The 12,518-nt window shown below is 63.6% G+C and carries 13 protein-coding genes and 1 pseudogene; 8 read left to right on the top strand and 6 right to left on the bottom strand.

Annotation, left to right across the window (positions count from 1 at the left end; translation table 11 throughout):
• Positions 1-9 precede the first annotated feature (9 nt).
• Positions 10-801: an ABC transporter ATP-binding protein gene (locus ACWHXP_RS07225; RefSeq protein ID WP_134136471.1), complete on the bottom strand. Its 792-nt coding sequence runs from the start codon at positions 799-801 to the stop codon at positions 10-12.
• Between the two features lie 180 nt (positions 802-981).
• Between ACWHXP_RS07225 and ACWHXP_RS07220 the strand changes: the two genes are divergently transcribed.
• Together ACWHXP_RS07220 and ACWHXP_RS07215 are read left to right on the top strand one after the other, a co-directional pair.
• Positions 982-1,695, top strand: coding sequence for a response regulator transcription factor (locus ACWHXP_RS07220; protein WP_134136473.1), 714 nt, complete (start codon positions 982-984; stop codon positions 1,693-1,695).
• Positions 1,695-3,092, top strand: coding sequence for a sensor histidine kinase (locus ACWHXP_RS07215; protein ID WP_489622974.1), 1,398 nt, complete (start codon positions 1,695-1,697; stop codon positions 3,090-3,092). Before ACWHXP_RS07220 ends, ACWHXP_RS07215 begins: the two co-directional genes overlap by 1 nt.
• A 23-nt stretch (positions 3,093-3,115) precedes the next feature.
• Here ACWHXP_RS07215 and ACWHXP_RS07210 read toward each other — a convergent pair whose 3' ends face one another.
• The gene (locus tag ACWHXP_RS07210) at positions 3,116-3,556 is read right to left on the bottom strand and encodes a hypothetical protein (RefSeq protein WP_489634146.1); all 441 of its coding nucleotides are present in this window, start codon (positions 3,554-3,556) and stop codon (positions 3,116-3,118) included.
• Positions 3,557-3,588: 32 nt separating this feature from the next.
• Positions 3,589-4,761 (bottom strand): annotated as a pseudogene (locus tag ACWHXP_RS07205) (50S ribosomal protein L11 methyltransferase).
• Positions 4,762-4,976: 215 nt separating this feature from the next.
• Here ACWHXP_RS07205 and ACWHXP_RS07200 point away from each other — a divergent pair.
• The 3 genes from ACWHXP_RS07200 to ACWHXP_RS07190 all read left to right on the top strand — a co-directional run bounded on the left by ACWHXP_RS07200 (position 4,977) and on the right by ACWHXP_RS07190 (position 7,198).
• A complete protein-coding gene (locus ACWHXP_RS07200; protein WP_034335895.1) occupies positions 4,977-5,264 on the top strand; it encodes a hypothetical protein in 288 nt (95 codons plus the stop codon).
• 276 nt (positions 5,265-5,540) lie between these two features.
• Positions 5,541-5,828: a helix-turn-helix domain-containing protein gene (locus tag ACWHXP_RS07195; protein WP_121045632.1), complete on the top strand. Its 288-nt coding sequence runs from the start codon at positions 5,541-5,543 to the stop codon at positions 5,826-5,828.
• Positions 5,825-7,198 (top strand): HipA domain-containing protein, encoded by a 1,374-nt coding sequence (locus ACWHXP_RS07190; protein WP_489634147.1) that lies wholly within the window; start codon positions 5,825-5,827, stop codon positions 7,196-7,198. Before ACWHXP_RS07195 ends, ACWHXP_RS07190 begins: the two co-directional genes overlap by 4 nt.
• 64 nt (positions 7,199-7,262) lie before the next feature.
• On the opposite strand, the gene ACWHXP_RS07185 is transcribed toward ACWHXP_RS07190, so the two are convergent.
• The 3 genes from ACWHXP_RS07185 to ACWHXP_RS07175 form a co-directional block, all read right to left on the bottom strand.
• Entirely contained in the window at positions 7,263-8,141 is an 879-nt protein-coding gene (locus ACWHXP_RS07185) for a pirin family protein (RefSeq protein WP_489634148.1), read from the bottom strand.
• Between the two features lie 65 nt (positions 8,142-8,206).
• Positions 8,207-9,067 carry a pirin family protein gene (locus tag ACWHXP_RS07180; protein WP_489622978.1) on the bottom strand — a complete coding sequence of 287 codons (861 nt, stop codon included), beginning with the start codon at positions 9,065-9,067 and terminating at the stop codon, positions 8,207-8,209.
• Between the two features lie 84 nt (positions 9,068-9,151).
• Complete coding sequence (locus ACWHXP_RS07175) at positions 9,152-9,547, bottom strand: DoxX family protein (RefSeq protein ID WP_489634149.1); 396 nt, start codon at positions 9,545-9,547, stop codon at positions 9,152-9,154.
• Between the two features lie 255 nt (positions 9,548-9,802).
• On the opposite strand from ACWHXP_RS07175, the gene ACWHXP_RS07170 reads away from it, so the two are divergent.
• The 3 genes from ACWHXP_RS07170 to ACWHXP_RS07160 all read left to right on the top strand — a co-directional run bounded on the left by ACWHXP_RS07170 (position 9,803) and on the right by ACWHXP_RS07160 (position 12,517).
• Positions 9,803-10,738 (top strand): LysR family transcriptional regulator, encoded by a 936-nt coding sequence (locus ACWHXP_RS07170; RefSeq protein WP_121045637.1) that lies wholly within the window; start codon positions 9,803-9,805, stop codon positions 10,736-10,738.
• A 178-nt stretch (positions 10,739-10,916) separates the two neighbouring features.
• The gene (locus tag ACWHXP_RS07165; protein WP_489622979.1) at positions 10,917-11,213 is read left to right on the top strand and encodes a helix-turn-helix transcriptional regulator; all 297 of its coding nucleotides are present in this window, start codon (positions 10,917-10,919) and stop codon (positions 11,211-11,213) included.
• On the top strand, positions 11,207-12,517 hold the full coding sequence (locus ACWHXP_RS07160) for a HipA domain-containing protein (protein ID WP_489635869.1): 1,311 nt from the start codon (positions 11,207-11,209) through the stop codon (positions 12,515-12,517). The genes ACWHXP_RS07165 and ACWHXP_RS07160 overlap by 7 nt, the downstream gene beginning before the upstream one ends.
• Position 12,518: the final 1 nt, after the last annotated feature.

The following is a 12,518-nucleotide window of genomic DNA, read 5'->3' as shown; positions in this document are numbered from 1 at the left end:
CGGCGCGGCTCAGTGATGGGCAAACAGCATGTCGTTGATGCGGGTTTCCAGTTCGGCCTGGGCAGCCGTTCCCAGCTGGCCGGGATCGATGCTGTTGAGTTCGGCGCGGACCTGGCCCGGATGCGGTGTCAGCAGCAGGATGCGGGTGCCCACGCGGATGGCCTCTTCGATCGAGTGGGTCACGAAGAGCACCGTGAACTGGGTGTCGTCCCACAGGCGCAGCAGTTCATCCTGCATCTTGCGGCGGGTCAGTGCATCCAGCGCGGCGAAGGGTTCGTCCATCAACAGCACATCCGGCTCCATGGCCATGCCACGGGCAATCGAGACGCGCTGTTTCATGCCGCCGGAGAGCATGTGCGGATAGCTGTCGATGAACTTGGCCAGGCCGACCTTGCCGATGTAGTACTCGGCGCGTTCGGCGGCGGCCTTGCCTTGCAGGCGGCCACTGGCGTGCAGCGCGAATTCCACGTTCTGGCGCACCGTCTTCCAGGGCAGCAGCTGGTCGAATTCCTGGAACACCATCATGCGGTCCGGACCGGGCTCATGCACTTCCCGCCCTTTGAGACGAATCGCCCCCGAGGTCGGCTGCAGGTAGCCGCCGATGGCCTTCAACAGCGTCGATTTGCCGCAGCCCGAAGGACCCAGCAGGATGTAGCGGTCGCCCGGATGGACGTTGAAACTGACGTTCTGGGTAGCGGTGACCAGTGAATCGGTGGTCTTGTATTGCAGGGTGACGCGATCGATTTCCAACAGCGGACGCGATGGGTCGAGGATAGCCGCAGCTTGGGCAGGGTCGCTCATGCCAGTCTCCAAATGATTTATAAGAATTATTGATGCTGGAACGGATGCTAGGCCGCCAAGCTGTAACGAATCTGACTAAATCCTGACGTCTTCTTTTCGTGAGCGGTTCGGCCATACAATGACGACCTGCCCAAGCAGCGTCCAACAGCTGCGGCATCGAAAAACAACACTGGAGATCCCATGCGCATCCTGCTGGTCGAAGACACTGCCGACGTGGCCGAGGCCATCGTTTCCCACCTGGCCCGCATCGGCCACACGGTCGAATGGGAAAGCCACGGCGGCCACGCCGCGCGCCGCCTGGGCGAGGCCTTCGACCTGCTGATCCTGGACGTGATGCTGCCGCAGACCGATGGCTTCGCCCTGCTGGAGCAATTGCGCGCGCGCGGCCAGCACACGCCGGTGCTCATGCTCACCGCCTGCGGCGAGATCGAAGAGCGCGTGCGCGCACTGGACCTGGGGGCGGACGATTACCTGGTCAAGCCCTTCGACTTCCGCGAACTGGAGGCGCGCATCCGCGTGCTCCTGCGCCGGAGCGGCGGCGAATCGACCAACCTGCTGCACTGTGCCAACCTGTGCATCGACCGCAAGAGCCGCACCGCCACGCTGGACGGCCAGCCCATCGAGCTGACCCGGCGCGAGGTGACGCTGCTGGAAATCATTGCGGCAAGGCCGGGGCGCATCTTCAACAAGGATGAGTTGATGGATCGCCTCTTCACGGTCGACGACACGCCCAACGCCAACACGGTCGAGCAATACGTGGCGCGCCTGCGAAAGAAACTGGCCGCTGCCGCCTTCGAAATCCGCACCCTGCGCGGCCTCGGTTATCAGCTGGTGTTGCACGCCCCGGCCGCCGGTGAAGCTTCCGCGTCCACCCCGGCCGCTGCCCTGCACTGATGCTGGGCCGTTCGCCGCACGTCGTCGCCGGACGCTCGCTCTACACGCGGCTGGTGGTGCGCGTAGGCGCGGTGCTGCTGGTGAGCGCCGCCGTGCTGCTCATCGCCATCTGGATCTCGACCCAGCTGGCCGCGCGCCAGGCCTATGACCGCATCCTGGCCGGCAGTGCCTTGCAGATCGCCGAAAACACCTGGTACGACCATGGCGAGGTCAATGTCGATGTGCCGCTGGCGGCGCTGTCGATGCTGGGCACCGGGGACCATGCGATCTATGCGGTCTTCGATCCGCGTGGCCGGGTGATCGCGGGCGATGCCGAATTCCGTCCGGAGATTCCCTGGAACGAGCTGGAACAAGGCCCGCTGTTGCGCGACGGCGATTATCTGGGCACGCCGGTGCGCATGGCCATCATCGGGCGGCGCATGCCGGTCGACAGCGCCCATCCTTGGGCCGTGATCGTGCTGGCACAGACCAACAACGCGCGCATGTCCTTTGCGCAAAGCCTGGGCGGCAAGGCGCTGGTGGTGATCGTGGCCATGAGCGCCCTGACGATTTTGGCAGCGATGTTCACCCTGTACCAGGCACTGGCACCGCTCAAGCGCATCGAGGCGGCCATCCGTGAACGGGACCTGAACGATCTTTCACCCCTGTCGTTAACCGTGCCTGCCGAGACCCATGCGCTGGTCTCGGCCATCAATGCCTTCATGGAGAGGCTGGTGGTCCACCGCGCCACCATGCGCCGCGTGATCGGCGATGCCGCGCATCAATTGCGTACGCCCGTCACCGCCCTGGTGGCGCAGATGGAACTGCTGGCCACCGAGCCTAGCGAGGAGAAGCGCCAACGCCACTTGGCGCTGCTGCGCGAGCGCACGCGCCACCTGGGCGCGCTGGTGAACCAGCTCATCAATCACGCCATGGTCCAGCATCGCAATGACAGCCGCCTGCAGGAACGCATCGATCTGGCCGACCTGGTGCGCTCGCAGATGACGGAAGTGCTTTCCAATCGCGCGCGCACGCCGCACGACCTGGCGCTGGATGTGCCGCCCCTGCCCTGCCTGATCCAGGGCGACCCGATTGCGCTGGGCGAGGCCATCAAGAACATCCTCGACAACGCCGTGCAATACGGTGCGCCGGGGCTGTTGCACGTACGGCTGGACAGCGATGGCCAGCGCCATCGCCTGAGCTTCATCGATGACGGGCCGGGGATTGCTGCCGAGGATTGGGAGCGACTGCGCAAGCCCTTCGCCCCGCGCGGAGAGAACCGCATGGGGGCGAGCCTGGGCTTGTCCATCGTGGAAGAAGTCATGCGCGCGCATGCGGGCGAGATGCGCTTTGCTTACCTGCCCGACGGGCATTTTGCGGTCCTGCTGGATTTCCCGGCCTGGCAGGAGCCGGCCTGAGGCGCTGAGCGCGAATCAGCGCCCTATTTCCATTCCAGGATCGCATTGCGGCGATCCAGCCAATGTACCTTCACACTGCCGGGTGTCACCTTGCGTGCCGCGCAGGCGCTGGCCGCGAGCGCGAAGGAGGCATCGTAGTAACGTCCGCTGGCCGTCGAGCGCAACGGCGTCTGCGGCGCATTGCGGGCAATCCAGTCAGCCGCATTGGTGCGCAGGAAGATCATGCAAGCGCTGCCACTGGTCTCGGCTACCTGGCAGGCGCAGCTGTTGCCGGAGGTGGTGATGGGTTCGCTCAGCTGCGGGTTGCGATTCAGCGCATCCGGCACCGGGACAGGGACCGGTACCGGAACGGGCACCCCCTGCTGCGGACCGTAATGGCCGCCCAGATCGCGGGTGGTGACCTGGGCCGTGGCCGGCAGGAGCAGCGCACCCAACAGCAGCGGCAGGCATCGGATCATGTTCATGGATGGTGTCTCCTTGCTGGCATGAGGTGCGTTCAGGCGCGGGCGCGCAGGCGATACAGGCTGGTGGTTTCCTTGCTGCGCGCCGCATGCAGCGGATCATCGCGATCGACTGCCTTGCCGTGGCGCGGCTTGATGTCGTGCCGTGCCACCACTTCCAACCCGGCCTGGGCAATCGCCTCGGCCAGCATGCCGGGGGCGCGCAAACCCAAGTGTTCGGCGAAGTCGGAGAGAATCAGCCAGCCTTCGCCCTGCGGGGTCAGGTGATCGGACAGTCCCTTCAGGAAGCCCAGCAGCATGCGGCTGTCCGGATCGTAGACCGCGTGTTCAATCGGTGAACTGGGACGCGCCGGCAGCCAGGGCGGATTGCAGACGATCAGCGGTGCGCGGCCTGAGGGGAACAGGTCGGCCTCCTGCAATTCGACCTGCGGCAAGACCCCCAGCCCTTGCAGGTTCTCGCGTGCGCAGGCCAGCGCGCGCGGGTCCATGTCGGTGGCGATGATCTTGCGCACGCCGCGCCGGGCCAGCACGGCGGAGAGCACGCCACTGCCCACGCCGATATCGAAGGCCAGTTCGGTCGAGGGCAGCGGGGCCTTGGCCACCAGGTCCACGTACTCGCCACGCACCGGCGAGAAGACGCCATACCACGGATGGATGCGGCTACCCAGTGCGCCGATCTCGACGCCCTTCTTGCGCCACTCATGCGCACCGATCAGGCCCTGCAGCTCGCGCAGCGAGACCGCAAAGGATGTGCCCTACAGCGAGGGCGCATAGGCTTCGCGGCAGGCGGCCTGCACGTCGGGCGCACGGCGCAGCGGCACCACGAAACCGGGATCGACGGGAATGAGCAGCATGCCCAGGATGCGCGCGCGCTGCGCCTGCATCTGGCGATGATGATGGAAGGCTTGCGCCGGGCTCTCGGCGGTGGCCGCTTTGGATTTGCTCTTGGCCTGGGCGCGCTCGCGGGCGCGGTCCACACGTCGGCCCAGGGCTTGCAGCAGTTGGCGTGCATTCTGGAAGTCGCCGCGCCAAAGCAGGCCCGTTCCCTCGCAGGTCAGCTTGTAGGCGGCATCGGCAGCCATCTGGTCGTCCGCCTCGACGACGCGCTTGGGGGGCGGATTGCCGGCCTCGGAATGCCAGCGCAGTTGCTGTGAAGTGGCACCGGTGGTCCAGGTGATGAAAGCGGAAGTGTCGTCGTGTATGGTCATGAATCAGGGATCAGCGAGCGCGGCACAGGAAGCGCCGTGCAAAAACAGCCGCCAGTGTAACAAAGCATGGCCTGTGCACGGCGCTGCCGGAACTTGTGCCCCGTGGCCGAACCCAAATAGCAGAACTTGATGCCGGGCAAAAACCCGGTGCTTTTTTTGCCGGCCCGGGCGCGATGCGCCTATGATGGAGCCGGTCCATCACCGAAGGAGAATCCATGAGCGAGCCCATGCAAACCCCAGCGTTCGACCACCAGCGCCTGCTGGACATGGTCGGCCAGTTCGAGGCGGAATTGCAGAAACTGCCCGCTGGCAGCACCGAAGCCGACCAGCTGCGCGAAGACATCGCCCGTCTGCGCCAGCACCTGAGCGAACCGCAGCCGCATGCGGGACAGGTCGGCGATACCTGGCACTCCCTGCGCCGAGCCGCCGACAGCCTGGAAAACCAGGTGCTCAAAGACAGCCCCTACATCACCGAGATGGGGCGCATCATCGGGCTGATCTGATCGGTCAGCTCATGAACGGCTGCAACGGCCGATCACAAACCGCCTGTCGCTGGAATGCCGCAGGCGGTTTTGTTTTCAGGTGGTCGGTATCAATTCGATCATCTTGCATGCCTTATCCTTCAAAATCGGTGCAAATTATTCTGCCATAGCAGAATTTATCACTCACCTTCCCGAAATACGTTCCCCCGCAATGAAAAATTCTATTTTGATAGAATATTGAGTGAATTCAGCCATTGAGAAACCTGATATTCTTCTATAGCAGAATACGGAGGGCATATGGCAAAGCCAGAATATTTTGGAAAAATCAACGAAGCAGCAGGTTTCGGCGCTGCCATCCGGGCCGCACGTAAAGCAGCCGGGATGCGAATTGCCGACGTTTGCGCACTGGCGGACGTGTCCATCCAAACCCTGAGTGACATTGAATCGGGCAAGCCGACGGTAAGCATCGGCAAGATGCTTGATGTGGCGGATTGCCTGGGCGTTTCGTTCTTCTCGGTCTCGGCAGAGGAACGACACACTGCGGAGAAAGAACTCCCGCGCTTGTTCCCGGCGTGGCATCGATGAGCATGTTCCTCAACATCTGGATGAGTGGAGTGCGGGTCGGCGAGCTTTGGCACCACACCGATGAGAACCTGTTTTCCTTGCGCTACGACGATGACTGGACGCAATCCGGCCATGCCCTGTCACCGGCCCTTCCCTTGATTCGTCCCGAGGCAGAAAGCAGGGAACGTCACAGCATGGAGGTGCGCAATTTCTTCCAGAACCTGCTTCCGGAAGGAAAGGCGCTGGACGACGCTGTGGCCACTTACCATCTCTCCAAGGCGAACCTGGCGGGTCTGCTGCATGCACTCGGCCGCGAGTCGGCGGGCGCGCTGGTCTTCACCGCCAACGCCGTTACGCCCCACGACAAGGACGAGCGGCAAGCCAGGCGGCTGTCATCGGAGGAACTCTCGCAGCGCATCCGGGCCCGGCCAGAGCATCCTTTCACGGTATGGGATGGCCGGGTCAGGCTGTCCATCGCCGGTTATCAGGACAAACTGGCCGTCCTCCAGCAGGGCGATGCGTGGTTTCTGCCGGAAACGCTGCAACAGTCCTCCACCCACATCCTCAAGCCGGAGCCGGTCAGCCGGCAGCTCGCGGGCATGACCACCAACGAACTGATGTGCATGCTGCTGGCAGGCGCGGTGGGCGTCAGGGCGGCTGCGGTGAGACTGGCGCACGTACCGGAGCCGGTACTGGTGGTTGAGCGATTTGATCGTGTCCCCGCCCGGGGGGACATGCAAGCAGCGCAGGCCGACGGCGCGCAAGTCTTGCGCCGACAATGCATAGACGGCTGTCAGGCCCTGGGACTTCCGGTCGACTTCAAATACGAACGCCCCTTTGGCGATGGCGATGACGTCAAGGAGATACGCGATGGCGCCTCGCTCAAACGCTTCTTCCGCTTGCTTGGTGACCGTGACCTGATGCACTCGACCGGCCCCGCCAAGCTTGGCTTCCTGCGCTGGCTCATCTTCCAGGTATTGATCGGCAATACCGATGCGCACGCCAAAAACCTGAGTTTCTTCAGCGATGCCAATCGGCTGGTCCTGGCGCCAGCTTATGACATGGTGTCGGGATTGGCGCTCATTGACGCTCAGGTGGCCGACCAACTGGCGATGGCGGTGGGCGACAATTTTGATCCGCGCACCATTCGTGCTTTCGACTGGGCCTTGATGGCGCATGAGTGCGCCCTTGCACCGAGGCTGGTCGTCAATGCGCTCAAGGAGCTGGCCACGCTCAGCCTGAAAAAATTGCCGGACATCTGCCACGAAGTGCTGGCGCAGGGAGGAGACCCGCGCATGACGCAGCGCGTGGCGAGCGTCGTGCAATCGCAATGCGAAGCAGCCTTGGCGTGTGCGAAGGATATCCTGACCGTCAATCCAGCCTACCTTTGATCGGACAAAAAACTGCCTGTCGCCGCCAGGGCGACAGACAGTTTTCTTTTTGGATCACGGCGTATCAATGCGCCGGCAGCGGAATCCATTCAGTCTCACCGGGAATATCCGGGAATACGTTCTTGTCACGGCCATTCCACGCCAGCTTGGCCGCTTCGATCTTCTCGCGCGAGGTCGCCACGAAATTCCACCACACGAAGCGCGGACCATCCAGCGGTGCGCCGCCCAGGATCATGAACACCGTTTCTCCCACGGCCTTGAGCGCCACTGCCGCACCCGGTGCCAGAATGGCCAGGGTACCCGGTTCCATGCGCTCGCCGTCCAGCGTCACGTCACCACGGACCACGTAGACCGCGCGTTCCTGTACGTCGGCGGCAATCTCCAGCTCGGCCCCTTGCGTGGTGCTGCCGGCCACATACAGCGTCGGGCTGGCCGTGGCCACCGGCGAACTCACGCCGAACGCCGAACCCGCCAGCACATGCAGACGCGCACCGCCGATTTGCGCCTCAGGCATGTCTTCCGAGGCGTAATGACGGAACAGCGGCTCGCCCTCTTCCTGCTCGGCCGGCAACGCCACCCACATCTGCAGACCATGCACCGGCACCTTCTGCTCGCGAATATCGTCGGGGATACGCTCCGAATGGACAATGCCGCGTCCCGAAGCCATCCAGTTGACCGCGCCCGGGGTGATGCGCTGGACCACGCCCAGGCTGTCACGGTGCATCATGGCGCCCGAGAACAGGTAAGTCACGGTGGCCAGGCCGATGTGGGGATGCGGACGGACATCGCCTTCGGTGGTGCCGGCATCGAATTCCACCGGCCCCATATGATCGAAAAAGACGAAGGGACCGACCGTGCGTGCAGCCGCCGCCGGCAGCAGTCGCCGCACCGGAAAACCGATGTCGCGAGTCAGGCCGTGGATCTGGTGAAGAATGTTGCTCATGGTGCTCTCCTGTGGCGGCGGGCGCACTTGGCTGCCCGCCGCTGGGGTTCGGATGAATCAAGGGTTCAGAAACGACCGGCGCGGAAATCGTCGATGGCGGCTTCCACCTGTTCGCGGGTATTCATCACGAACGGGCCCCACTGGGCAATCGGCTCATTCAAGGGCTTGCCGGCAATCAGCAGGAAGCGGCTGCCCTGCTCTGCCCGCACCGTCACACCGGCGGCGCCCGCCACGTTGGACAGCACCGCCATGCGACCAGCCTCGGCGGCACGGGTCTCGCTGCCTGCCGCACCTACGGCCAGCTTGCCTTCATACACGTAGAGGAAGGCATTGTGCGTGGCCGGGATCGGCAGGTCCAGCGTCACGCCGGCTTCCAGCTTCAGGTCCAGATACAACGGCTCGGTGGTCTCGCGGCTGATGGCGCCAGCCACGCCGAAGGCGGTCCCGGCCAAGACGCGGACCTTCACGCCCGCTTGCGGCTCGGTCTCGGGGATACCTGCCGAGGGGATGTCCTGGTAGCCGGGATCGGTCATCTTGTCCTTGCCCGCCAGGTTCACCCACAGCTGGAAGCCGCTCATGAGGCCGTTTTCCTGTTCCGGCAACTCCGAGTGCACCAGGCCACGGCCGGCCGTCATCCATTGCATGCCGCCCGGTTCCAGCAAGCCTTCGTTACCGGCATTGTCGCGGTGGCGCATGCGGCCGGCCAGCATGTAGGTCACGGTTTCGAAGCCGCGGTGCGGGTGGTCGGGGAAACCGGCCAGGTAATCGCCGGGCTCGTCCGAGTGGAAGGCATCCAGCATCAGGAACGGGTCCAGGCGGCGCTGCAGGTCGTGGGTCAGCACGCGGGTGAGGCTCACGCCGGCACCATCCTGGGTAGGGATGCCGTTGACCAGGCGTTCGATTTGACGGGTGTAGGGGGTGCTCATGCTTGTCTCTCCTGAAGAGGCCCGCACGTCGTGGGTGCGGGCCGGTGAATCATGGTCGATGGTTGGAACGGGCGGCCATCAGGCTCAACGGTTTTCTTCCGGCTGGGCTTGCGGGTCGATCGAAGACACCAGCAGCAGTGCACCGATCAGGGCCACGTTCTTGAGGAAGTGAATCATCTGGCCTTGGGCGGCAGCGCCTTCGAGCGTCCAGAAATGATGGGCCGACAGGGTTGCGCCGACGGTGAAGAGCGCAATCACCAGCGACACCGGACGCACGCCGCGACCGGTCATCAGCAGCAAGCCGCCGCCGACTTCGACCAGGATGGTGACCAGCACGGCCAGGGTCGGTACCGGCAGGCCCAGGCTGCCGAAGTAGCCGACCGTGCCGGCAAAGCCGACGATCTTGAACATGCCCGAAATGACGAACAAGGAAGCCAGCAGGACGCGGCCAATACGGAAAGTGGTGAAGTTGGTAATCATGGTAAGCCTCTCTGATGTTGGGTGAACGACGATGTTTGAATTGTGATGCCGTGTTGCCTTGAATCTTGTTATTGCCTGACGCCAATCTCTGACCGGCTCTCGCGCTGTGCTCTGCCCGGTGATGCATTCGCTGCAGCCAGTGACGACAGAATAGGCAAGTTCGCCTTCGGCTAAAACTGATTATCTTTTTATAATCACGATCTAAATTTTAGATATAGTTGGCACTTCGTCACTTCATCGTAGCTTGAGGGGTCTATGAATATTGAGCGTCTGTCGCTGGATCAGTTGCGGGTTTTCGTGCAGGTGGCCGACAGCGGCAGCTTCCTGGCCGCCGCGCGCAAGCTGTCGCGGGCGCAGTCGGCCGTCAGCTATGCCATCGCCACGCTGGAAGATCAGCTGGGCGTGCTGCTGTTCGACCGCAGCGGCTACCGGCCACAGCTGACCAGCCCCGGCGTGGCTCTGCTGGCTGATGCCCGGCAGGTGCTGGATCACGTGGATTCGCTGCAGGTGCGGGCCAATTCCTATGCGCGCGGGCAGGAACTTGAAGTGTCACTGGCGGTGGATGTGTTTTTTCCTACCGATTGTCTGGTGGACCTCCTGCAGCGCTTTCGCGTGGCCTTCCCGGCGGTGACCGTACGACTGGAGGTGGAAGCACTGGGGGCGGTGGCCGAGCGCGTCATTGACGGACGCTCCATGCTGGGCATCCTGGGGACACTGCCGACCACGCCGCCCAACCTGCTGCGCATCACGCTGCCCAGCGTGCAACTGGTGGCGGTGGTATCACCGGACCATCCGCTGGCCAAGGTAAAGGGAAGGATTTCCGAAAAGCTCCTGCAGCAGCAAACCCAGCTGGTGCTGTCCGACCGCAGCGAACTCACTGCGCGTCAGGATTTCTCGGTGCACTCGCGGCTGACCTGGCGCATGAGTGATCTCGGCACCAAGCACGCCCTGCTGCGTGCCGGCATGGGCTGGGGCAACATGCCGCTGCACGTGGTCAAGAATGACCTGGACCGCGGCCGGCTGGTCAGCATCAGCACCATCCACCATCCGCCGCAAGGAGCGGAACTACCGATCCAGTGTGTTTACAAACCGGACCATCCGGCTGGCCCGGCCCTGTCGTGGTGGCTGGATTCGCTGGCAGCATTGACTGCATTGACGGCGCTGTCGCCAGACGACCCGACACAGCCATGATTACAAGCCAAAGCTGATAATGTTGGTTTATCGTATTTAAACGATAAATACCAAAAACAAGACATTTCTTATATTGTAATTTTATCGCTCTTACCCTATATTTTCCTCAACAGCCGCGCAGCCTGGCCATCCGCCATGCGCACCGTTGCGGCTGCATCCTTGTCTTGAGGAAAACTTCATGGCCAACGATTTTCCCATCAGCCTCTCCATCCAGTTGCGCGAGCATCTGCGTGCCTTGCGCAAGCAGCGGCACATGACCCAGGCGCAACTGGGCGAGCGCATCGGCATCAGCCAGGCGCGCATTGCCGAGATCGAAGCCAATCCGGGTGCAGTGAGCGTGGAGCAGATGCTGTTGCTCCTGTCGACACTGGGGGCCGGTCTCAAGCTGCATGTCCACGCGGCAGACAAGCCGGTCCATGCGGTCGGGGAAGCGGGAGCTGTCTACATCCCCTCACGCAAACAGGGCTCCTGGTAATGCTGCATGCCTGGATGAACGGTGAGCTGGTCGGTACCTGGAGCGTGGAACGCCAGGTGCATCGCTTCCGCTATGCGCCCACGTGGGTGCGCTCGTCGCATTTCCGTCCATTGTCGCTGTCCCTGCCGCTGACCGCCTCGGGCGAGCTGCGCGGCGACAGCGTGCGCAACTATTTCGACAACCTGCTCCCGGACAACGCAGATATTCGCGAACGGCTGCGGCAACGCTATCGCCTGCCCTCCACTGAAGTCTTCGACCTCTTGCAGGCCTTGGGACGCGACTGCGTCGGCGCCCTGCAACTGCTGCCACCGGACCAGGAACCGCAAGGCTGGCGCAGCATCCACTGCGAGCGTCTGGATGAGGCGATGCTCGAACAACTGCTGTATGCCCTGCCCTTGTCTTCGCCCCCGGCCAGCGCACAGGAAGATGCGCTGCGCATCTCGATCGCAGGTGCACAGGAAAAGACCGCTCTGACCTGGCATCGCGGCAAGTGGTGCCGTCCTCTGGGGGCCACGCCGACCACCCACATCATCAAGCTGCCGCTGGGCCTGATCGGCGGCGTGATGCAGCGGGTCGATGCGGGCGACTCGGTCTACAACGAATGGCTGTGCTCCCGCATCCTGGCAGCGATGGGTCTGCCGGTGGCCCCGGCGCGGGTGGAACATTTCGGGCGTCATACGGTGCTGGCGGTGGAGCGTTTCGACCGCGTCAGGATGAAGGAGGGCTGGATCGCCCGCCTGCCGCAGGAGGATTTCTGCCAGGCCTTCGGCCTGCCACCGACGATGAAGTATGAAAGCCAGGGCGGTCCCGGCCTGAACCAGTGCCTGGGCCTGCTCAATGCCAGCAGCCAGGGCGGCGACAAGACGTATTTCCTGCTGGCGCAACTGGCCTTCTTCCTGCTGGCGGCCACCGACGGCCATGCCAAGAATTTCTCGCTGCACCTGCATGCGGGCGGCCGTTACGAGATGACGCCGCTGTATGACGTGCTGTCGATGTGGCCCTACTTCGGCAAAGGGCCGAACCAGTTCCGCGCCCGGCAGGCCGGTCCTGCCATGCTGCTGCGCGGACGCAATCCGCATCGCCACTTCCATACCATCGAAGCCCGCCACTGGCGGCAGCTGGCCTTGCAGCACGGCGGTGAACCAGTGTGGCAGGCGATGCTGGCGCTGGTGCAAGGCGCCGAGCATGCCCTGGCGGTGGCCGAAGGCGAACTGCCGGACGACTTCCCTGCACGCTCCTGGGAGCGCATCAGCGAGGGGGTCCGCCACCACCAGGAGCGTTTCCTGCGAGGCGCAGGGCAGTAAA

The organism is Herbaspirillum sp. Her2 (genome assembly GCF_057961375.1).
This window is presented reverse-complemented; position numbering and strand designations above follow the sequence as displayed.